Raw genomic sequence first — 20,894 nt, 5'->3', positions numbered from 1 at the left:
CCTATTCCCTGTTCCCTGTTCCCTGTTCCCTATTCCCTATTCCCTATTCCCTAACTAATAAAAATGAACGATTTTTGGGATACAATTTTAGACTTTGCAGAAACCACTACGACTAGAGTGGGAAAGCAATTAATGCAGGAATTTGGGAAAGTTCAAGCTTCTCAAAAAGCTGATGGTAGTTTAGTAACAAAATCAGATAAATGGGCAGATCAAGAAATTCGAGATGCCATTGTTTCTACTTTCTCAGGTTATGGCATTTTGAGCGAAGAAAGTGATCTAACTTTTCCTGATAAAGAATGGTGTTGGGTAATTGATCCTTTGGATGGTACAACCAATTTTACTAGAGGAATTCCGATTTGGTCGATTTCTCTGGGTCTGCTTTATCGAGGAACGCCCATTTTTGGCTATGTTTACGCGCCACCATTAAATCAAGCCTTTCACGGATTTTGGGCGGGTTCATCAGGCTTAACAACGCCAACGGGAGCATTTTTAAATAATCATCCCATTCATACAAGTAATGATGCTCCGAGCAAAAACCACTTCTTTAACCTTTGTTCTCGCAGTACCGCCATTATTCAACCCGGCTTTCCCTGTAAACTGCGGATGTTAGGGGTTGCTAGTTATAACTTTCTCACAGTCGCTACTGGTGCGGTTTTGGGAGGAGTTGAAGCTACACCAAAGGTATGGGATATTGCAGGTGCTTGGGTAATTGTGCAAGCTGCTGGAGGTACGTGGGTATCTCTGAATTCTGAGCCTTTTCCATTATCGCCCGGAATGGATTATAGCGATCGCTCTTTTCCGACCATGGTTGTCAGTAATTCAGATGTAATTCCAATATTTACACCATTTTTAGAAGGTGTGAAATTTTAACAACTGACTACTGACAAAATTATGAAAGGACTTTGGCTAGAAAATAATCAATTACAATTACGCACCGATATTCCCATTCCCAAACCACCACCGGGAGAGGCTTTAGTGCGGGTTTTGCGGGCGGGGATTTGTAATACTGACTTAGAATTAATTAAAGGTTATTATCCCTATACTGGCATTATCGGCCATGAATTTGTTGGTGTTGTGGAAAAAGGTGCAGATAATTTAATTAATCAAAGAGTCGTAGGTGAAATTAACGCTGCTTGTGGTTATTGTCGATTTTGTCGTCGGGGACAATCAACTCATTGCGAAAATCGCACAGTTTTAGGTATTGTTAATCGTCATGGTGCTTTTGCAGAATATTTATCTTTACCTATTAAAAATTTGCATCTTGTCCCGGAAAATGTTTCCACAGAAGCTGCAACTTTTACCGAACCTATAGCCGCAGCTTTGGAAATTCAACAACAAGTGCAAATATGTAAAGATGACCGAGTTTTAGTAGTAGGAGATGGTAAATTAGGACAATTAATAGCTCAAACTTTAGCTTTAACAGGTTGTGAGTTATTAGTAGTAGGAAGACATAAAGATAAATTAGTAAATTTAGCAGCGAGAGGAATTAAAACCGGTTTAGCTGATGCTGTAACCGATAAATATTTTGATATCTCCGTTGATTGTACAGGAAATCCCGAAGGTTTTACTACTGCTCGTCGGGCTTTACGTCCTCGTGGGACATTAATCTTAAAAAGTACATATTCGGGAAATCTCAGTTTAGATGCTTCTGCTTTGGTGGTAGATGAAATTACTCTAATTGGTTCTCGTTGCGGTCCCTTTATTCCAGCGTTGGAATTGTTAGCGACAGGAAAGGTAGATATTCAATCTTTAATTCATGCCCATTATCCCCTTTCTCAAGGTTTAGAGGCTTTTGAAAAAGCCAAAACCAAAGGGGTTTTAAAAGTGTTGTTAGAAATGAATTCGTAATTATTGTCAGAATCAGGATTCACAGATGTATATGATTATTTTAAATCTCCCATGCTCCTTTGCGTGAGAAAACTATCACTGATTTAATTACGAATTACGTTAGCGTAGCTCTCCCGAAGGGAGCATTACGAATTATCCTGCATCTCCTCATAAGCAGCATAAACACCCTTCACATTATACCAATTCAAGAAAATCCGCGCAATTTCCAAAGCCAACTGTGGCTTACCAATATTAATCAACCATTGCAAAAACGGAGCCATAGTTCTTTCATTTAAAAACCCATTTACAGAAAGAATTCCCCATAGTAACCGATGAAACCAAGTCATTTGAATCATCATCTTTACTTCCCATGTGGGATGCTTTTGATAAAACAAAACGCCCATCCTTCCTCTTTGAATTTCCTGATCAATTAATTTAGGAATTTGCTGTAAACTAAAAGGTGGATGCCAATGATAACCAACGGCTTCAGGACATTTAATTAATTGCAAACCTAATTTTTTTAACCTTACGCCTAATTCTAAATCTTCCCAACCATAAAGTTGAAAACTATTATCAAATAAACCCGCTGCTTCTAACCAATGTTTGGGAATAGCCACATTACCCGTAGCAAAAAAAGCAGCAGAAAAATCTGTGATTTTATAAGGTTCAGCAGTAGGATTTTCAAAATTACAAGTATTAATTACAGCACCGTAAGTAAAAAAACTGTCGTTTCCTAATTTCTCCCTTCCCTGTACTAAAGCATTTGTATGAGCTTGTAAAAACTTAGGCAAAACCACTAAATCACTATCAATAAAAATAATTGTGTCACCTTCTGCTTTTTCAACCCCCAAATTTCGCGCAGCAGCAGCCCCAGCATGATCTTGTTCAAAACAGCGCACATGAGGAAACTCATCTTTGTGTACTGCTAACCACTCCAAAGTACCATCAGTAGAACCATCATCTACCAACACAACCTCATAACCTTGGATATGATTTTCGTTGCTTAACTTCTGCATTTCCAAAGCACGGAGACACTTTTGCAAAATTGGCAAGCGATTATAAGTTGGAATTACAATACTAAAAAACACAGTTTTGCCCAAAACACTATTGCCCATATTTAGAATAAGACAAATATAACAAAGTCACGGTTTCTGAAAAAAACACCTGTTTAAGTGACCTGATCTGAATTGTAAGATACCATATTTGTACGGATAATCTATTCTTTAAATCAATAAACAGCTTATGGGGTCAGGATTTTTAATTTTTAATTTTTAATTTTTAATTAGATTACCGTTGCATAAGAAAATATACGCTAGGCAAGTCAGATATAATAATGACTCATTCTTTGTTTTCCTAAGTGGAGAAACTAATGGGTCGCGCCAAAAAGGTTGTTCTGGCATATTCTGGTGGAGTAGATACTTCAGTTTGCATTCCCTACTTAAAGCAAGAGTGGGGAGTAGAAGAGGTAATTACCCTAGCAGCAGATTTAGGCCAGGGAGATGAATTAGAACCAGTTCGAGAAAAAGCCCTGAAATCGGGTGCAAGTGAATCGCTGGTAGCAGATGTTAAAGATATCTTCATTAAAGATTACGCATTTCCCGCGATTCAAGCCAACGCCCTCTATGAAAATCGTTATCCTTTAGGAACAGCACTAGCTCGGCCGTTGATTGCTAAAATCTTAGTAGAAGCGGCAGCAAAATATGGTGCGGATGCGATCGCTCACGGTTGTACTGGCAAAGGTAATGACCAAGTACGCTTTGATGTTTCCTGTACAGCCCTAAATCCCAATCTAAAGATACTAGCACCAGCTAGAGAATGGGGAATGAGTCGGGAAGAAACCATCGCCTATGGTGAGCAATTTGGAATTCCTACACCAGTCAAAAAATCTTCCCCCTACAGTATAGATAAAAACTTGCTTGGTCGTAGTATTGAGGCTGGTACGTTGGAAGATCCAGCCAACGAACCACCAGAAGAAATCTATGAAATGACCAAAGCTATAGCTGATACTCCTAACGAGCCGGAATATCTAGAAATTGGCTTCCAAAAAGGGCTTCCTACTACAATCAATGGTACATCCAAAAACCCAGTTGAGTTAATTGAACAACTCAATAAAATCGTTGGTAATCATGGGATTGGGCGGATTGACATGATTGAAAACCGCTTAGTAGGCATCAAATCCCGGGAAATTTACGAATCACCCGCAATGGTAGTTCTTATTAACGCCCACCGTGACTTAGAAAGTCTCACTTTAACTGCCGATGTCAGTCAATACAAGCGGGGTATTGAAGATACCTACACCAAATTGGTATACAACGGACTTTGGTACAGCCCACTTAAAGCCGCATTAGATGCCTTTATTCAACAAACACAAGAACGAGTTTCTGGTGTGGTGCGGTTAAAACTTTTCAAAGGTAACGCCACCATAGTTGGCCGTTGGAGTGATAATTCCCTCTACACACCAGACTTAGCCACCTACGGCGCTGAAGACCAATTTGATCACAAAGCCGCAGAAGGCTTTATTTACGTCTGGGGACTCCCAACTCGCATTTGGGCGCAGCACACCAGGAATCAGTAAACTCACAATTAACCAGTGCAGGGTGCAGGGTGCAGGGTGCAGGGTGCAGGGTGCAGGGTGCAGGGTGCAGGGTGCAGGGTGCAGGGTGCAGGGTGCAGGGTGCAGGGGAGAGAATTATTTATAACCTCTTCCCAATCCCCAATCCCCAATCCCCAATCCCCAATCCCCAATCCCCAATCCCCAATTACCCATTACCAATTACCTATCACCAATTACCTATTCCCCAGTTTCCTGTTTGATTTGGCGAGATTCCCACCAAATAGGCACAACAATCACAACAACTAAGATTAATAGCGCCAAAATTGCAAATTTGCTGACCCAAGTCACTAATTGTTCTAAGGAAATAATTTTGCCTGCAAAGAAAGCTAAAGTCACCATCACACTAGCCCAGGCAGATGCCCCGGCCAAGTTGTATACCAAGAACTTCCCAAAGGACATTTCGGCAATACCAGCAAGTGGTGCAGCAAAAATTCTTAGCAATGCAAAAAATCGCCCAAAAAATACAGCTTTAGCAGCGTTTTCACTAAATTGTTCTTTAATACTCAGTAGTCGTGCTTCAGATATGCGGAATATTTTTCCTACTTGTAGCAAGAAAGGCCAACCACCAACTCTACCAATCCAATAGCCGCAGTTACCGCCAATGACAGCACCTGCAACAGCGTCACCGAGAACCAGCCAGTAATTTAGTTCATCACTGCCAGCCAGAAAACCGCCTACTAAAGTCACGGTTTCACCAGGAAGAGGAATGCCCAAATTCTCTAGCAAAATTCCTAAAAAAATTGCCCAATAACCGTAATTACGGGCAATTTCTTGGATGTTTTCTAGTGAAATTAGCTCAAGAGACATCCAACACCGCCGACTTTACAAATTTTTACTTTTACTATATCTTTGCTTGTTTTTGGTTAGGGTGTCAATCAAAACGCTGCTTCAAAAATATTTTTTCCGTTAGGTTATCAAAAAATTATAACAATTCTTACTTTTTATAAAAATTTCGTAACAGATAAATTTGCTACCGAAATTACTAGGCTCTTATGCTTATATTGAGATAATCTATCACAAATTATACGACAAAAACACTGGATCAATTTAGATCAACTATAATTGCGGTAAGTCCCGAACCATCGGATCAAGTCAGTAAATATACTGTTGACTAAAAACAGTATTAATGAAAACTAATTTTTTCATAGCGTTTCAACTACACACTTAAATTCATGACTCTTACACAAGAACATCAAGTTATTTTGTTTAAACCCCAAGGAAGCATAGATTTAGACGGCGGTACGGCATTAAGCGAACAAATGGCTAGAATTAATCCCCAGCCTCAACAACTGTGGGTTATCGATCTATCAGCAGTTGATTTCATGGATAGTTCTGGGTTAGTCCCCCTGGTACAAGGACTGAAAGCAGTGCGTGAAAGTGGTTGTCGCTTAGTACTTTGCAACGTGCAAGCCCCTGTCAGATTGATTTTAGAACTCACGCACTTAGATTCAGTGTTTGAGATATTTAGCAGTTACGAAGATATATTCTCTAGCGTCAAGGTTTAAATCTGGTATTATCTAGCTCAATCTCAATTTTCTTCAGAAAAAAATAGTAAATTTTAACACTCTCCGGGCTAAAGCCACGGAGATTATTTTTCGTTGTTCATACCAATTTAATCTCAGGTTGCACAGAATCATGAAACCCATTAACTTATGTGTATTTGTCTGTGTGCATCTATGGTATTTGTCCTTAAAACTTTATTCAATGCAGCTTCAGATTAATTTGGTATGACTGCGATGGTGTTAAAGAGAATATATTAAGCATTTTGGGGAGCGGAGATATTACTTGGTTCAGATATAGTAGTAGAGAAATTTGGTAAATCAATACCACTGTGACTGGCGTGACGAGTTTTTAGTGCTAACCGATAACTCACACTTTGTAGTTCTGCCTGTAGTTGCCTATTTTCTCGTTGGAGAATTGCCACCTTATCTCTAACTGGAGTCATGCGTTCCTCAAATTTACGCCGATAAATTTGGGGCAGTTCTTGCACAACTTGCTCCAACATTCGACTACGATCAGTTAGTTCTTGGACTGACTGTCGCAATTGGTATATTTCGGCATCACGAGATGTAATTTCATCCTGGTAGAACGTCACTTGCTGTTCAACAGCTTGGAGTTGCTCCCGTAAGGCTTCTAATTGACTCAAATCGCACTCAGACTCAGACCGTTGAGGGATAAAATTGGTATTACCCTTTACTAGTCGGAATAGTTCTTGAGATAGCTGTTGCACTAACTGATCTCGAAGTTGCAACTCTTGACGCAACTGCGATACTTCAGTAGATAAAACTTGGTTGTTGGGTGTGTCAGATTGGCTCACAGTGGCTTACATCTCTTAGGTATAACTGCGATAATACTACTCTATAGTTTGTATCTATGGGAGAAACAGTTTCCGCATTAATTTACGAAAAACATATCGCACTTAAGAGAAATTGACAACTGTTAAAATACACAAATTTCCCTAAAAGTGAATTACGCGATAGGACAGGCAAAATACCTGTCCTACAAAGAATATTTATTCTTTAGCGTTTTGTGGGGAAAATCCTTAAAGACTCAATCCCCAGGCAGAAGTTTAAGCTGCTACCGCCTCTGTTTCAGGTTCCTCTTCCTTGACATCCTGCTTAATAGTTAGATAGCGAATAACTTCTTCACTCAATCGCATAGCGCGTTCCATAGGCGCGATCGCAGTTGCAGGGGCTGTGTAGTTAAATTGGATGTAGATACCATCACGATGCCTGTTGATTTCATAAGCAAGACGGCGCTTCCCACGGTTTTGAATTTCGATCTTCTCAGCACCTTGCTCAGTCAGCAAATTCTGGTATTTAGTAACTGCTTGATCTACCTGCTCATCTCCCAAATCAGGACGCAGGATGTACATTGTTTCGTAAACTGTGGTCATATATTTTTAGTCACCTTATGGACAAAAAGGCCGCTATGATATTTTTATACAAACATAATAAAATGCTACTGATAAAAATAAACATAAGCAACAAGGAACTATAATCTTACCAGTTTTCAATTTAAATCATTAGCCAAATCTGCCAACTTTTGGATCTTTAAGGATAATAATCAAGGTTATGGCGCAGCGCTATGTGCGAGTTAAAAGTCAAGAAGGACAAATTTATTATGGGTTGCTGCAATTGTCCTTCAATGTGGAAGTTCTAGACGCTCCACCTTGGTTGGATGGTCAACCCACGGATTTAATCTTGGAACCGGACAAATTCCAAATCCTGGCTCCCTGTGCGCCTTCAAAAATTGTGGCAGTAGGCAAAAATTATGCAGATCATGCAGCCGAAATGGGAACTCCCGTACCGGTTGAACCGCTGATTTTCCTCAAGCCGCCTACATCTATCATCGGTTCGGAAGTCGAAATTAAGTATCCTCATCAGTCACAACAGGTAGACTATGAAGGCGAATTGGCGTTAGTGATTGGCGATCGCATTTGTGACTGTACACCAGAACAAGCCCAAACTAAGATTTGGGGTTACACCATCGCCAATGATGTCACAGCTAGGGATTTACAAAAAAAAGATGCCCAATGGACAAGAGCCAAAGGTTTTGATACTTTTTGTCCTCTTGGTCCTTGGATTGTCCGCGAATTAAACCCCGGCGCTAAATTACAGACGTTTTTGAATGATAATCCTCATCCAGTCCAATCTGCCTGTATTGATCAGATGGTTTTTTCCCCAGATTTTTTAGTGTCTTATATCAGTCAAGTAATGACACTCTTACCTGGGGATGTTGTGCTAACAGGTACGCCTTTTGGGGTCGGCCCCTTAAAAATAGGCGATCGCATTCGTGTAGAAATAGAAGGTATTGGTCGCTTAGAAAATACAGTTGTAACCCGATAATTCCTAACGCACTTGCATATAAACAGCATCAGAAATAGCTGGAATTTCTGCATAACGGCCATTTAAAGACTGGAATACAGAATAAACAACAGATGCAACTATACCTAAAAAGATAGTGTTAGCTAATGTTTCTATAGCAAACCCAGTACCAGGAATCGGCTGAAGGATTTGGAATAGGATTGAACACAAAAATATCACAATATCCAAAAGTATTGCTTGCATTGTGTTGAAACGAATGAAGTGATTGATTTTTTCGTTTCTCACCACCAATATGAACAAAGCAAAAAAGACTATGATTTGACCTATTTGCCCTAAGCCGTTGTAAACTAACCTGATTGGTATAAGCGGTAATAATAGCACATTTAGGACTGGAAACTGTCTTAATAAAAAGCTGCCAAATATGAGACTTTCAATCAGAGGTAGTAAATAAGGTAAAGAAGCGAAAATTCGGTCGGGAACCGTTGTCGAACCGCGTAAAGACATATTCCGTTCTCCTGTGCTTAAATTTTCAGAGCTATTTGAGCCTAGGATAACGCAGTTGCTTGATCTTACTCGATAATTTAGATTATTTTATGTTGGCAATCCTAAAACCCATTACACACTCATACTGCTCTGGTTGCTGTTCAGTACATTGGCGAATCGCTTGACCACAACGCAGTTGACCCCCATACCATCGAGGTTGACCACTGCCATTAGCAAGCAAACAAGACTGGCAAATCTGCTCAGGGGCAAGTATTTGTTCATCCATTAAAATTACTAACATCTTATCACTCCTGTAAATCCTCATTGCTACCCACTTTTAACTTCGGGGAGGATAAACTTAGTAGACACATCCAACGATAATATGCAATGGACTAGCCAAGGTCTAAATATTTTGCACGCTCATGATTTTCTCTAGCAGAAAACCCTAAGAAAGACACCTAAATCGATCTTTTAGGCACAACATTGATATGGATAATAGCAAAAACTTGCTCACTGCACCCTACTTTATTGTATATTATCTATCCTAGAGATTTAGTTTTTTAGTGAAAAGTAATACACCAATTCTAATATCAACCTTGATTCATGCCAAATGATTTAGGATTGCTATATTCAGACTGTTACTTCAATGCTGCTATCAACCAAAACCTACAATTTCACACATCTGCACAAGGATATTTAACGTGAATAAGACCAACTCAGACTTGCTTAAACTCTCAGATTCGACAATTAGCGAATTAATTAATCAAGAACTCCAGCGTCAACGTGACCACTTAGAGTTAATAGCCAGTGAAAACTTTACCTCTGCGGCTGTATTAGCGGCTCAAGGTTCTGTATTGACAAATAAATATGCTGAAGGCTTGCCAGGTAAGCGTTATTATGGCGGTTGTGAGTTTGTTGACAAAATTGAACAAATAGCAATTGACCGTGCCAAACAGCTATTTGGTGCTGCTCATGCCAATGTACAACCCCATTCTGGCGCACAAGCCAATTTTGCAGTTTTCCTGACTCTACTAGAACCAGGAGACACAATCATGGGCATGGATTTATCTCACGGGGGACATCTCACCCACGGTTCACCAGTGAATGTGTCGGGTAAGTGGTTCCAAGTCCGTCACTATGGCGTGAGTCAACAAACAGAACAATTAGATTACGACCAAATCCGCGACTTGGCTTTGAAAGAACGTCCTAAACTGCTAATTTGTGGTTATTCTGCCTATCCCCGCGTGATTGATTTTGAGAAATTCCGCAGCATTGCTGATGAAGTTGGGGCTTACCTATTAGCAGATATTGCTCACATTGCTGGTTTAGTTGCCACTGGTCATCATCCTAATCCCTTACCTTATTGTGATGTAGTCACAACTACAACACACAAAACTTTGCGTGGTCCAAGAGGTGGTTTAATTTTAACCCGTGATGCAGAACTTGGTAAGAAACTCGATAAATCAGTTTTTCCAGGAACTCAAGGCGGACCATTAGAACACGTAATTGCTGGTAAAGCAGTAGCTTTTGGTGAAGCACTGAAGCCAGAGTTTACAACCTATTCTGGTCAAGTAATTGAAAATGCTAGTGCTTTGGCTAATCAATTACAAAAACGAGGATTTAAATTAGTATCTAATGGCACAGATAATCATTTAATGTTAGTAGATTTACAGTCTATCGGCATGACAGGTAAAAAAGCAGATCAACTAGTTAGCACCGTGAATATTACTGCTAACAAAAATACAGTTCCTTTTGATCCACAGTCACCTTTCGTTACCAGTGGTTTAAGATTAGGATCTCCGGCGATGACTACAAGGGGATTAGGTGTGGCAGAATTTACGGAAATTGGCAACATTATTAGCGATCGCTTATTGTCTCCAGATGCCGATACAGTGACTGTAGAATGTCGGCAACGGGTAGCAGCCTTGTGCGATCGCTTCCCATTGTATCCAAATCTAGAAATTCCCGTCCCAGTTCTAGCCTAAATGATTTTAAATTTTGGATTTTCATCTAAAAACGTAAGTTGTTAGGGCGTTGCATAATTGCGGGATGATTTGAGAATCTGCATCAATATATAATCACCGCGTCTCCTTCCGTGTCCCCGCGTCAGCCTCAATCATCCCCTTATTCAGCAACGCCGTTGTTAGTTAGGGAAAAGGTGAGTCAGCGCAGGGGGAGCCATTCCCTTGTGGTTTCCCCCATGTAGGCGCTTCTCCTTGCCGTCAGGGATGACTCTTGACAGGAAGACAACAGAGTTGAATTAGCAACTTTACCAATTATCTTTTTCCTACTTCAACTACATTATTAGCAACTTGGGTTAAAATCTAAAATCTAAAATCTAAAATTCCATGAGTGCAGAAATTATTTGTGTTGGTACTGAATTATTGCTAGGTGATATCCTCAACAGCAATGCTCAGTACCTAGCCCAGCAGTTAGCAAAATTAGGTATTCCCCATTATTATCAAACCGTAGTTGGGGATAATCCAGAAAGACTCAAGCAAGTGATAGAAATAGCATCATCACGGGTGCAAATTCTGATTTTCACCGGTGGACTTGGCCCCACACCTGATGACCTGACTTGTGAAACTATCGCTGATTTTTTTGGTGTTCCCTTAGTAGAAGATCCAAAAATTATTGAAGACATAACTGAGAAATTTGCCCAACGTGGCCGGGTGATGTCTCCAAGCAACCGCAAACAAGCTTTAATTCCCCAAGGTGCAAAAGTTTTACCCAATCCCACAGGTACAGCACCTGGTATTATTTGGCAACCCCGCCCAGGGTTAACTATTTTCACTTTTCCCGGTGTTCCTAGTGAACTTTACCCAATGTGGCAAGAAACTGCTGTACCTGTTCTCAAAAGTCAGGGTTGGGGTACAGAAGTTATTTACAGCCGCAGTTTAAGATTTTGGGGAATTGGAGAATCGACTTTAGCGGAAAAAGTCTCGGACTACCTAAATTTATTTAACCCGACAGTAGCAACCTATGCAGGTAAGGGAGAGGTAAGATTACGAGTTTCCGCAAAAGCCAGTTCAGAAGCTGCTGCTGAAGCTTTGATTGCACCAATTGAGCATCAACTGATAGAGATTGCTGGCTTAGATTATTATGGTGCTGATGATGATAACTTGGCTTCTGTGGTGGGTAAGTTATTGCGGGAGTCTGGGGAAACTCTCTCGGTAGCTGAATCTTGCACAGGTGGGGGATTAGGACAAATGTTGACCGATATTTCCGGTAGTTCTGATTACTTTTGGGGTGGGGTAATTTCTTATGATAATTCGGTTAAGGTTCGGCTTTTGGGGGTTAACTCCGCAGATTTAGATAAATTTGGGGCGGTGAGTGCAACTGTAGCAGAACAAATGGCGATTGGGGTAAAAAATCGCTTGGGTACTACTTGGGGTTTAAGTATTACCGGAATTGCCGGTCCAACTGGAGGAACTGATGATAAGCCTGTGGGTTTGGTGTATGTAGGTTTAGCCGGACCAGACTCCGAGGTGAAAAGTTTTGAGTATCGGTTGGGAACTATTCGTGGTCGGTCTTTAATTCGTCATGTAAGTGCAAATGCAGCGTTGGATAATTTACGACGCAAGTTGTTGACAAGGTAGGGGAATTTTTAGGGCTTTAAAGTGTGCGAATAAGTTCTAGTTCCATATTGGGTGAATCCTACAGATAATTTGTTTGAGGAGTTAGACGATGCACAAATAATACGCGGGAACTTTTATATAGATTTGAGTTCTTGTATATATAGAATCACGGATTTATGAAGATTAGATGAAGATTTTTTTCAGATCCGTTTATTTGTCCAGTATTTTTTTATCATTACCTCTTATGTATTTGACTGACCATACTATTGCAATACAGCAGCAAGCAGCCAAGATCAAAAAATTAATAAAGCTTACTGTATAAGCTTTTCAACTAGATAGTTATTTCCGCTATGTTGTAATAGTTTAAATCAATTACACCTGATTAAAAAGGAAACTTCCATGTAGTACAGTACTTAATTTTTTGCTGACGACTTTAAATACAAAAATAATTTCCATAAGAATATTTACCCTGTTGTCATTTATAATGTAAGCGTTTGATAACAGACAATAAAGATTCAATAAACAATCACTCAGGATTTCAAAATTTTTTTTCTGAATCATCACTCTCAATCTTCAGGAGGTAGGCGGCATCCATCTATGTTTAGTGATTTGCATAAACTTGCTTAGGCTTGTACATGATAAAGGCTGAAATCTAGTTTACATACCTTTACATAGTTTGGTTTTTTAAAGCCTACTTATCTGTGAGCATAAAAATTTTCTACGGGAAACTACACTCATGGCATTCTGGCCGAAAAAGTCAACCACCTCTGATCACAAAACATCCCACAATCAAAATTTTAAAAATAATGGAGATATACTAACCAAAAAGAAAGCATATATTGACATCAAGCAACTTTACAAAGACAAAATTGTGACGACATCAGCATTATCTTCAGCAGAATTATCTGAGCCTACGGAAATCAGGGAAAACTTGTATGATAAATTACTTAAAATATCTGTAACTTCTGAGTTTTTTCCACCTGACTATGCTGCTACCGGACAGCTGATTGAAGAACTGGTAAAACAATTAGAACAGCAGGGTGCAGATATTGAAGTATTTACAGGACAGCCAGGATATGCATTTTCAACTGATAAAGCTCCCGCAGTTGAACAATTAGGTGGTATCCGTATTCAAAGATCACGCTCTACCCAAGTCTGGTCTGGAAGAATTCGTGGTAAAGCAGTTAATGGTATTCTCTTCACCTTACGTGCTTTTCTGCATTTGGTCAAAAATTTCCGCAGACACAATGTATTTCTACTGACTTCAGCACCTCCTTTTTTACCTATTGCTGGATATCTAGCTCACCTGTGTTTTAGAGTGTCTTACGTTTGCTTACTCTATGATCTTTATCCAGATATTGCGATCGCACTAGGAGTAGTATCTAAAAATCACCCTCTCACAGGATTTTGGCGAGAACTGAACCGCAAAATTTGGCGACAATCGAAAGGGATTGTGGTTCTCAGTCCTGATATGAAAGAGAGAGTCATAGCAATCTGTCCAGAGGTAGCAGATAAAGTATCAGTGATTCATAGTTGGGGAGATCCTGACTTGATTGTGCCAATAGAAAAAGAAAATAATTGGTTTGCCAAAAAACATAATTTAGTCAATAAATTCACCGTCCTCTATTCTGGTAACATGGGCAGGTGTCACGACATAGACACTATTTTAGAAACAGCCAGACAATTACAAGATGAACCAATTCAATTTGTTTGTATTGGCAGCGGAGCAAAACGAGAACGTTTTATCCAAGAAGTCAATCAATTAGGACTAACCAATTTCCTATTTTTACCCTATCAGGATAAGCAAGTACTACCTTATTCGCTGACAGCTTGCGATTTATCTCTAGTAAGTGTTGAAGCCGGGATGGAAAGCCTGGTTGCCCCTAGCAAGCTTTACCCAGCCTTAGCCGCTGGAAGACCAGTAGCCGTGATTTGTTCAAAGTATTCTTATTTGCGGCAACTAATTGCTGATGGAAAATGTGGTACAGCTGTTGAGAATGGAGATAGTTTGGCTTTAGCAAACTTTATTCGTCGGCTGAATAGCGATCGCAAACTAGCAGAACGCATGGGAAAAGCATCTCGGCAGTACTTGCAGTCAAACTTTACGCCGCAAATCATTGCTCAACAATATCTCAGCGTCCTTCAACAGTCTAATTTATAGTTTGTTGGCCACACTTACGTAATCATCGTCAATGTGCTAATATGTCGCACTAACAAACCGTAGCTTTTCAAATTACATAACTCAACTTTTAAATTAGGAATGGGGCTTTGATGGTCTTTTTGATCTCAGTCCCTCTAATGCAACCTTCTTGTGATATTTTTGTATCAAACTGATGCGGGAGGCCAAAGTGCAGAAAAGGTGTGACCGAAATCGGAATCGTTCTAAGCGGAGAGCTATCTACTGTCCAGTACATAGTTGCTATATGAATAGCATGAGTCAAAAATATGGGTTGTTTGCTGAACGAGCCGGACAACTACAGCAAAGAGGGATGAGACGAAGAGAAGCGCTGATGTTAGTAGCAGCAAAAACCACAGTGGCCATACAAGGAGAGTGGTTAGAAGCTTTTTGGTGTGATCATTGCCAAGAAACGAATTGGTATCATGTCCGTAAACTTGAATCAGTATATGAATTGTCCTTAGCACCAGCAGAACTTTGGCAGCAAGCAACAGGAGTAATTAATCCGCATAGAAATCCTTCAGTAGGAGAGTTCACCTTTAGGCAGTCCCATGTCATTGGTGGTAACAGTATCAAGGACTTTTGGGTAATCACCTGAGGTCATTTTCAGGAGCATTTGTATCTGTGTATTTAGATGAGCCTAAATTTTCAACATGAAAGACATCATTTCCCAGCCAGAATTGCTTATTGAAGCCGGACGTGCAGAACAACAATATTGGAAAGATATCTGGCGCTATCGGGAACTGTTTTATTTCCTAGCATGGCGAGATATTTTAGTAAGGTACAAGCAAACCGCAATCGGCATAGCTTGGGCTTTAATTCGTCCGTTTCTGACAATGGTGGTGTTTACAGTCGTGTTTGGACAGTTAGCAAAATTGCCATCACAGGGTGTACCTTATCCTATCCTGGTCTTTTCAGCCATGTTACCCTGGCAGTTTTTCGGTAATTCCCTCTCAGAGTGCAGTAATAGTTTAATTAGCAATTCCAATCTCATCTCTAAAGTCTATTTTCCTCGCTTGATAGTGCCGACAAGTGCAGTAGTAGTCAGCTTTGTAGATTTTTTAATATCAGGAATGATCTTATTAGCGCTAATGGCATGGTACAACTTCGTCCCTAGTTGGCGTATTTTGACCCTACCCTTGTTTATTAGTATTGCTTTTGCCGCTTCCATGGGAGCAGGCTTATGGTTGGCTTCTTTGAATGTTCAATATCGAGATTTTCGTTATATAGTGCCGTTTATTGTGCAGTTTGGTCTATATATATCACCGGTTGGTTTTAGTAGCAGTCTTGTTCCCGAACAATGGCGATTTATCTACTCATTAAACCCAATGGTGGGGGTAATTGATGGTTTCCGCTGGGCAATTTTAGGCGGTGAGTCACATTTATATTTACCAGGATTTTTTCTATCCTTTGCACTAGTAATAGTACTATTATTTACTGGTATTTGGTATTTCCGCAAGATGGAAAGAAAGTTCGCTGATGTAATTTAGATTAAATGAAAAATCCTGAATAATTACTCCCATAAAATTTTAGTTTTTCAACTAGACCTGTTATAGTGTTAAAACTTTTAAAATATTAAAAACTAGATTACAACTACATTAAAAATGTCTGATACCGTTATTCGCATTGAAAACCTCAGTAAAAAATATATTATTGGACACCAGAAGCAAGAGCGCCATACCGCCTTGCGGGATGTAATCGCTAATCAGGTTAAGTCTGTTAGTAGTTTAATTAATCGCAAATCAAAAACCGAAAACCCTGAATTTGAAGATTTTTGGGCGCTAAATGATATTTCATTTGAAGTCAAGCAGGGTGATAGAGTTGGGATTATTGGTCGAAATGGGGCTGGAAAATCAACACTATTAAAGATTTTAAGCCGAATTACTGAACCCACCCAAGGAAGCATTAAAATTAAGGGAAGAGTTGCTAGTTTATTAGAGGTTGGTACTGGATTTCACCCAGAATTAACAGGTAGAGAAAATATCTTTCTCAATGGTGCAATTTTGGGAATGAGCAGGGTAGAAATTAAACGTAAATTTGATGAAATTGTCGATTTTGCAGAAGTAGAAAAGTTTTTAGATACTCCCGTCAAGCGTTATTCTTCAGGGATGTATGTCAGACTGGCCTTTGCGGTAGCTGCACATTTAGAACCAGAAATATTAATCATAGATGAAGTACTTGCTGTTGGAGATTCTGCCTTTCAGCAAAAGTGTCTAGGAAAAATGGAAGAAGTGGGACAGCAAGGTAGAACAGTTTTATTTGTTAGCCATAATATGGCTACTGTAAAACAACTATGTACTCGGGCATTGTTATTATTTCAAGGTACATTAGTTTTTCAAGGAAATCCGACTGAAACCATAACTAAGTATATGCAAAAAATGACTCAAGAAGAACCTTCTTCTTCTTCTATAAAAACATATAGACATATCAAAGGTGACGCTAGGGCAGAAATTCAAAAAATTATAGTAAATGATATTAACAACTCAGATATAGTAGTATCTATTTTTGAAAAAATTAAAATTTCTATTGAATATAAAATTAATGAGCCAATAACTGAATTAGATTTTTTTGTACTTATCTATAACCTAGACGAAGGGGAAGTACAAGCTAGTTTATTTCAGAGAGATTTTGAGTTGGCTAATCATATTCAGCCCTCATCTGATACAGACAGAATAAATGTTGAATTTATCAACCCTTTAATGCCAGGCAAATATACAATATCTGCTGGTATTTTTGATAAAAATAAACGCTTTGTCGATTGGGTAGAATTTGCTGAATCATTTTATGTAGAACCAGCTTTTATCAATGGGAACAAATACGATCAGCGTTTAGGTAAAATGAGTATTCAAGGCACTTGGTATGCTGAGTAAAAAGATTAGGGAGTTGATCATACCAATTAGAGTCAAATTTTTCCAGAAAATTAATGAATATCTCCTGGAAAGCCAAAGATATACTCTAATGCAGCAATTGAAAAGCTACGGTGATGAATGCCATTTTTATGTTCCATTGTATATCAATAAACCTAGTAATTTGGAAATTGGTAACGCAGTTTCAATTGGGACTTATGTACATATGTGGTGTCAAGGTGGAGTCAAGATTGGGAACCGCGTATTAATTGGATCTCATACAGCAATCACTTCAGTTACTCATGATTATAATCAAGAAGATATGCGAAAGAACACGATTCTAAAACCAGTAGTTATAGAAGATGATGTTTGGATTGGTACACATTCTGTAATTTTACCTGGTGTCAACATTGGTAAAGGCGCTGTGATAGGAGCTAATTCTGTAGTTACCAAAGATATTGAACCATATTCCATAGTTTTTGGTAGTCCTGCAAAACACTACAAGTATCGAGATAGCAAAGAATGCAACCAAATTTAACAGAGCTACCTCCACCTATATCTAATCAATTAGGTTTGGATTGGGATGAAAAAGAATATTCCTTATCAGCACAAAGATTTAGTCTTGCTGAATTACCGCGAATTAGTATTATTACACCCAGTTATAATCAAGGCCATTTTATTGAACAAACTATCCGCTCAATATTATTACAAGGGTATACCAATTTAGAATATATAATTATTGACGGTGGTAGCACAGATAATACAGTAGAGATTATCAAACAATATGAACCCTGGATATCCTATTGGGTAAGTGAGCCAGATAATGGTCAGACTCATGCTATTAATAAAGGCATTACCAAAGCAACTGGTGAAATCATAGCTTATCTAAACAGTGATGACTATTATTTACCAGGAACACTGTTTAAAGTTGCTGAACATTTTCGCCAATTTCCTAACACTGACTTACTGCATGGAATTTGTCGTTATGTAAATGAAGAAGGGGAAAAAATTGGTGAACAATTTGCCAATATCCAAACTCTAGCAGAGATTTTAGATTTATGGGATGTCTGGTGGAAAAAACGCCAGTTTGTACAGCCGGAAGTTTTCTGGACAAGACGCATTACCGAAAAAGTAGGCTGCTTTAAAGAAGACCTAAATTATGTGATGGATTATGAATACTGGTGTAGAATTTTGCAAGAAAATGGTGTCGTTGGCAAAATTAATAGTGAATTATCTTGCTTTAGATTTACTAGTAATCAAAAATCTAATCAGAGTCAAAAAGTTGCCAATGAGCTTCTAGAGTTAGTCCGTCCTATTCTTTGGGATAAAACTGTGCCAATACTCTTTAAAGATAGATTAAGTCTTCAAGGTAAATGGCTGTACCAAGTCAAGTTCTTACATCAAGTTGAACAGTCAGTTATGAGTTGTGACAAAAAATTAATTCGTTGGTTAAAAACCACTATAACTGTTATACAATTCCCACAAATATTACTAGCTTCATCTTTTCAATCAAGATTCAAGCACTGGTTCACACAATTTGGAAAAAATGTATAAAACTTACGCTTCTCCAATTCCTATTACTATAAACTTTGATGCCACAGTTAGTTCCTTTGGTGGAGTGGGAACTTCTTTTTTCATGAATTTTTTTGAAAAATATATACGCCTAAACTGCTCACACAATGTAGATTCAATTAAACATACTGATACTCCTCCACTTACACACAAGCTAAAATTTAAAGCTATTTATATTTATGGTGATCCCATAGAGGCTGTTGTCTCTATTTTTATGCGTAAATATCATGGCTTACATTCACAATATATGCTTTGCAATTATCCAAAAATTCAACCTATTTTAAAAAATGAAACTCTTGAAAGTTATCTAGATTTGGGAGAAGATAAATTTAAAATGGAAGCCCATTTTCATAAATGGTTTGATACTTCAAGGCACTATCCTATTTTATTTTTAAAATATGAAAAAATATGGGATTTTCTCCCAGAAATTTTTGATTTTTTAGAAATTGAACAAAAGCATATTAAGGATTTTCCTCCTCGAAGGAAACGCAACTCTAGTTTAAATCAGCTTTCAGAAAATACTATTGATCGTCTTAACAATATGTACGGCAAGTTTGCTAAAGAATTAGAAACAAAGCCTCCTTTTTTGATTCATCAACCTACAATTAAACAATACCCATTAACACTATTTCAGTTACCTCTTTCTTTAATACAACATCGCCATATGATTCATCCGCAACTAACATTTTCAACTTTTTTCCCAAAAATATATTCAAGCTTAAAAAGCTTTCAAAAACATGAATAAATATACAGTCACTGTCAATTTAGTACCGTGTCAAAATGAAAAATAAAAGGCAATTTAGTATGACAAAATTTTTCGTATTTAAAAAATAAATTAATTTGCATCTTGGGTATAGAAATATTGATTATCCAAAATTTATTAATAATTAAACATCAGAACGTTTGCTGGGAGGGAAATATCCTGTAAGTTTAAATCTAGAAACAATTAAAAACTCAAGTTCATAAAGTAAATTTATTACTCCATGCGTGTAAAAGTAACTATTGGTTATCCAAATTGGATAGGAATACGTCAGACACCTAATTCTCAGGGAATTTGGGGAGACTGCGAATTTATCATTAATCAAGAATGTGATTCCTGCGATGCTTGGGTGGTATTGCAAAGTACAAAAGGATTGCTTAAGCAAGAAACTACACTTTGTCCATCAGAGAATCTAATTCTGATTACCCGTGAACCACCTGAAATGATGTCATGGGCAACCAACTATATTAAACAGTTCAATGTTGTAGTTACTTGTCATGCTGATATCAAACATCATCATAAAATTATTTCTCAGCATGGTCAAACTTGGCATCTTGGTGACAGCCATTCCTTTGATAAATTGGTCAACATAGAACCTCCACAGAAGCAGAAATTATTATCTGTTATTTGTTCTAACAAAACTTTTACTTCTGGTCATCGTGCGAGACTCAAACTACTGGAGGCACTCAAGAACCATTTTAAAGAACTAGACTTTTTCGGCAGACCAATTAGACCAATTGAAGATAAATGGGATGCTATTTTTCCTTATAAATACAATATTGTATTAGAGAATGGCAGTGTACCACATTACTGGACGGAAAAATTGACAGATACATATTTGGGATATGCTTTGCCTCTGTACTATGGCTGTCCCAACTTAACTGATTACTTCTCTCCAGATGCATTTTTGCCTATTGATACGGAAAGGATTGATTGGACAATTCATACAATTGAACAAGCAATTAATAATAATTTGTATGAAAAGTCTCTGCCCGCAATTATTGAGGCTCGTCATCAGGTACTATATCGTTATAATTTATTTCCTATGTTAGCTGAACTTTGTAGTCAGTTAACTGGTAGCGCAAAACAAAAAATCACACTTCGTCCAGATTTCGAGTTTAAAACTGAATCAAAAATCCCCTTACTATCTAAAACTAATCAAATATTGCGCTCGGTTGTGAAGAATTTTATTAAAAAATAATTCAATGCTA

At 38.4% G+C, this 20,894-nt stretch carries 21 protein-coding genes; 15 read left to right on the top strand and 6 right to left on the bottom strand.

The annotated features are described in order from the left end of the window. Positions 1-63: 63 nt before the first annotated feature. Together ANA7108_RS0123700 and ANA7108_RS0123695 are read left to right on the top strand one after the other, a co-directional pair. Positions 64-870, top strand: a complete 807-nt coding sequence (locus ANA7108_RS0123700; protein ID WP_016953321.1) for an inositol monophosphatase family protein — start codon at positions 64-66, stop codon at positions 868-870. A gap of 21 nt (positions 871-891) precedes the next feature. Continuing rightward, positions 892-1,848: an alcohol dehydrogenase catalytic domain-containing protein gene (locus tag ANA7108_RS0123695; RefSeq protein WP_016953320.1), complete on the top strand. Its 957-nt coding sequence runs from the start codon at positions 892-894 to the stop codon at positions 1,846-1,848. Positions 1,849-1,973: 125 nt separating this feature from the next. Here ANA7108_RS0123695 and ANA7108_RS0123690 read toward each other — a convergent pair whose 3' ends face one another. After that, a complete protein-coding gene (locus ANA7108_RS0123690) occupies positions 1,974-2,942 on the bottom strand; it encodes a glycosyltransferase family 2 protein (protein ID WP_016953319.1) in 969 nt (322 codons plus the stop codon). Between the two features lie 254 nt (positions 2,943-3,196). Between ANA7108_RS0123690 and ANA7108_RS0123685 the strand changes: the two genes are divergently transcribed. Continuing rightward, positions 3,197-4,402 (top strand): argininosuccinate synthase, encoded by a 1,206-nt coding sequence (locus tag ANA7108_RS0123685; protein ID WP_016953318.1) that lies wholly within the window; start codon positions 3,197-3,199, stop codon positions 4,400-4,402. A 216-nt stretch (positions 4,403-4,618) separates the two neighbouring features. Here the strand turns inward: ANA7108_RS0123685 and ANA7108_RS0123675 are convergent, their stop codons facing one another. Further along, entirely contained in the window at positions 4,619-5,248 is a 630-nt protein-coding gene (locus ANA7108_RS0123675) for a DedA family protein (RefSeq protein WP_016953316.1), read from the bottom strand. Positions 5,249-5,613: 365 nt separating this feature from the next. Here ANA7108_RS0123675 and ANA7108_RS0123670 point away from each other — a divergent pair, with 365 nt between their 5' ends. After that, positions 5,614-5,946 (top strand): STAS domain-containing protein, encoded by a 333-nt coding sequence (locus ANA7108_RS0123670; RefSeq protein WP_016953315.1) that lies wholly within the window; start codon positions 5,614-5,616, stop codon positions 5,944-5,946. A gap of 251 nt (positions 5,947-6,197) precedes the next feature. Here the strand turns inward: ANA7108_RS0123670 and ANA7108_RS0123665 are convergent, their stop codons facing one another. Continuing rightward, positions 6,198-6,758, bottom strand: a complete 561-nt coding sequence (locus ANA7108_RS0123665) for an Npun_F5560 family protein (RefSeq protein ID WP_016953314.1) — start codon at positions 6,756-6,758, stop codon at positions 6,198-6,200. 252 nt (positions 6,759-7,010) lie between these two features. Continuing rightward, positions 7,011-7,337 carry a 30S ribosomal protein S6 gene (gene rpsF / locus ANA7108_RS0123660; RefSeq protein ID WP_016953313.1) on the bottom strand — a complete coding sequence of 109 codons (327 nt, stop codon included), beginning with the start codon at positions 7,335-7,337 and terminating at the stop codon, positions 7,011-7,013. Positions 7,338-7,515: 178 nt separating this feature from the next. Here rpsF and ANA7108_RS0123655 point away from each other — a divergent pair, with 178 nt between their 5' ends. Continuing rightward, on the top strand, positions 7,516-8,289 hold the full coding sequence (locus ANA7108_RS0123655; protein WP_016953312.1) for a fumarylacetoacetate hydrolase family protein: 774 nt from the start codon (positions 7,516-7,518) through the stop codon (positions 8,287-8,289). A gap of 3 nt (positions 8,290-8,292) precedes the next feature. Here the strand turns inward: ANA7108_RS0123655 and ANA7108_RS0123650 are convergent, their stop codons facing one another. Both ANA7108_RS0123650 and ANA7108_RS0123645 read right to left on the bottom strand, forming a co-directional pair. After that, complete coding sequence (locus ANA7108_RS0123650) at positions 8,293-8,772, bottom strand: Tic20 family protein (protein ID WP_016953311.1); 480 nt, start codon at positions 8,770-8,772, stop codon at positions 8,293-8,295. A gap of 82 nt (positions 8,773-8,854) precedes the next feature. After that, positions 8,855-9,052: a hypothetical protein gene (locus tag ANA7108_RS0123645; RefSeq protein WP_016953310.1), complete on the bottom strand. Its 198-nt coding sequence runs from the start codon at positions 9,050-9,052 to the stop codon at positions 8,855-8,857. Between the two features lie 400 nt (positions 9,053-9,452). Here ANA7108_RS0123645 and glyA point away from each other — a divergent pair, with 400 nt between their 5' ends. The 10 genes from glyA (at position 9,453) to ANA7108_RS0123595 (ending at position 20,884) form a co-directional block, all read left to right on the top strand. After that, positions 9,453-10,736, top strand: coding sequence for a serine hydroxymethyltransferase (gene glyA / locus ANA7108_RS0123640; RefSeq protein WP_016953309.1), 1,284 nt, complete (start codon positions 9,453-9,455; stop codon positions 10,734-10,736). 363 nt (positions 10,737-11,099) lie between these two features. Then, the gene (locus ANA7108_RS0123635) at positions 11,100-12,350 is read left to right on the top strand and encodes a competence/damage-inducible protein A (protein ID WP_016953308.1); all 1,251 of its coding nucleotides are present in this window, start codon (positions 11,100-11,102) and stop codon (positions 12,348-12,350) included. A gap of 715 nt (positions 12,351-13,065) precedes the next feature. Then, complete coding sequence (locus tag ANA7108_RS0123630; RefSeq protein WP_016953307.1) at positions 13,066-14,490, top strand: glycosyltransferase family 4 protein; 1,425 nt, start codon at positions 13,066-13,068, stop codon at positions 14,488-14,490. 187 nt (positions 14,491-14,677) lie between these two features. Then, complete coding sequence (locus tag ANA7108_RS0123625; RefSeq protein WP_026104410.1) at positions 14,678-15,103, top strand: hypothetical protein; 426 nt, start codon at positions 14,678-14,680, stop codon at positions 15,101-15,103. A 55-nt stretch (positions 15,104-15,158) separates the two neighbouring features. After that, complete coding sequence (locus tag ANA7108_RS0123620; RefSeq protein WP_016953305.1) at positions 15,159-15,995, top strand: ABC transporter permease; 837 nt, start codon at positions 15,159-15,161, stop codon at positions 15,993-15,995. A 114-nt stretch (positions 15,996-16,109) separates the two neighbouring features. Beyond that, on the top strand, positions 16,110-17,375 hold the full coding sequence (locus ANA7108_RS0123615; RefSeq protein WP_016953304.1) for an ABC transporter ATP-binding protein: 1,266 nt from the start codon (positions 16,110-16,112) through the stop codon (positions 17,373-17,375). Further along, entirely contained in the window at positions 17,365-17,889 is a 525-nt protein-coding gene (locus tag ANA7108_RS31280; protein WP_016953303.1) for a DapH/DapD/GlmU-related protein, read from the top strand. The genes ANA7108_RS0123615 and ANA7108_RS31280 overlap by 11 nt, the downstream gene beginning before the upstream one ends. After that, entirely contained in the window at positions 17,874-18,905 is a 1,032-nt protein-coding gene (locus ANA7108_RS0123605; RefSeq protein WP_016953302.1) for a glycosyltransferase family 2 protein, read from the top strand. Before ANA7108_RS31280 ends, ANA7108_RS0123605 begins: the two co-directional genes overlap by 16 nt. After that, a complete protein-coding gene (locus ANA7108_RS0123600) occupies positions 18,898-19,668 on the top strand; it encodes a hypothetical protein (protein ID WP_016953301.1) in 771 nt (256 codons plus the stop codon). The genes ANA7108_RS0123605 and ANA7108_RS0123600 overlap by 8 nt, the downstream gene beginning before the upstream one ends. A gap of 238 nt (positions 19,669-19,906) precedes the next feature. Then, on the top strand, positions 19,907-20,884 hold the full coding sequence (locus tag ANA7108_RS0123595; protein ID WP_016953300.1) for a glycosyltransferase family 10 domain-containing protein: 978 nt from the start codon (positions 19,907-19,909) through the stop codon (positions 20,882-20,884). Positions 20,885-20,894: the final 10 nt, after the last annotated feature.

It is taken from the genome of Anabaena sp. PCC 7108 (assembly GCF_000332135.1).
Lineage (GTDB): Bacteria > Cyanobacteriota > Cyanobacteriia > Cyanobacteriales > Nostocaceae > Anabaena.
The sequence above is the reverse complement of the archived record's forward strand: the minus strand, read 5'-3'. Positions and strand labels throughout refer to the sequence as shown.

Coding starts and splice junctions, on each gene's coding strand:
- ANA7108_RS0123690 (WP_016953319.1), bottom strand. CDS start 2,942: ATGGGCAATAGTGTTTTGGGCAAAACTGTGTTTTTTAGTATTGTAATT.
- ANA7108_RS0123595 (WP_016953300.1), top strand. CDS start 19,907: ATGCGTGTAAAAGTAACTATTGGTTATCCAAATTGGATAGGAATACGT.
- ANA7108_RS0123650 (WP_016953311.1), bottom strand. CDS start 8,772: ATGTCTTTACGCGGTTCGACAACGGTTCCCGACCGAATTTTCGCTTCT.
- ANA7108_RS0123685 (WP_016953318.1), top strand. CDS start 3,197: ATGGGTCGCGCCAAAAAGGTTGTTCTGGCATATTCTGGTGGAGTAGAT.
- ANA7108_RS0123600 (WP_016953301.1), top strand. CDS start 18,898: ATGTATAAAACTTACGCTTCTCCAATTCCTATTACTATAAACTTTGAT.
- ANA7108_RS0123645 (WP_016953310.1), bottom strand. CDS start 9,052: ATGTTAGTAATTTTAATGGATGAACAAATACTTGCCCCTGAGCAGATT.
- ANA7108_RS0123695 (WP_016953320.1), top strand. CDS start 892: ATGAAAGGACTTTGGCTAGAAAATAATCAATTACAATTACGCACCGAT.
- ANA7108_RS0123700 (WP_016953321.1), top strand. CDS start 64: ATGAACGATTTTTGGGATACAATTTTAGACTTTGCAGAAACCACTACG.
- ANA7108_RS0123635 (WP_016953308.1), top strand. CDS start 11,100: ATGAGTGCAGAAATTATTTGTGTTGGTACTGAATTATTGCTAGGTGAT.
- ANA7108_RS0123605 (WP_016953302.1), top strand. CDS start 17,874: ATGCAACCAAATTTAACAGAGCTACCTCCACCTATATCTAATCAATTA.
- ANA7108_RS0123630 (WP_016953307.1), top strand. CDS start 13,066: ATGGCATTCTGGCCGAAAAAGTCAACCACCTCTGATCACAAAACATCC.
- ANA7108_RS31280 (WP_016953303.1), top strand. CDS start 17,365: ATGCTGAGTAAAAAGATTAGGGAGTTGATCATACCAATTAGAGTCAAA.
- ANA7108_RS0123670 (WP_016953315.1), top strand. CDS start 5,614: ATGACTCTTACACAAGAACATCAAGTTATTTTGTTTAAACCCCAAGGA.
- ANA7108_RS0123615 (WP_016953304.1), top strand. CDS start 16,110: ATGTCTGATACCGTTATTCGCATTGAAAACCTCAGTAAAAAATATATT.
- ANA7108_RS0123675 (WP_016953316.1), bottom strand. CDS start 5,248: ATGTCTCTTGAGCTAATTTCACTAGAAAACATCCAAGAAATTGCCCGT.
- rpsF (WP_016953313.1), bottom strand. CDS start 7,337: ATGACCACAGTTTACGAAACAATGTACATCCTGCGTCCTGATTTGGGA.
- ANA7108_RS0123620 (WP_016953305.1), top strand. CDS start 15,159: ATGAAAGACATCATTTCCCAGCCAGAATTGCTTATTGAAGCCGGACGT.
- ANA7108_RS0123655 (WP_016953312.1), top strand. CDS start 7,516: ATGGCGCAGCGCTATGTGCGAGTTAAAAGTCAAGAAGGACAAATTTAT.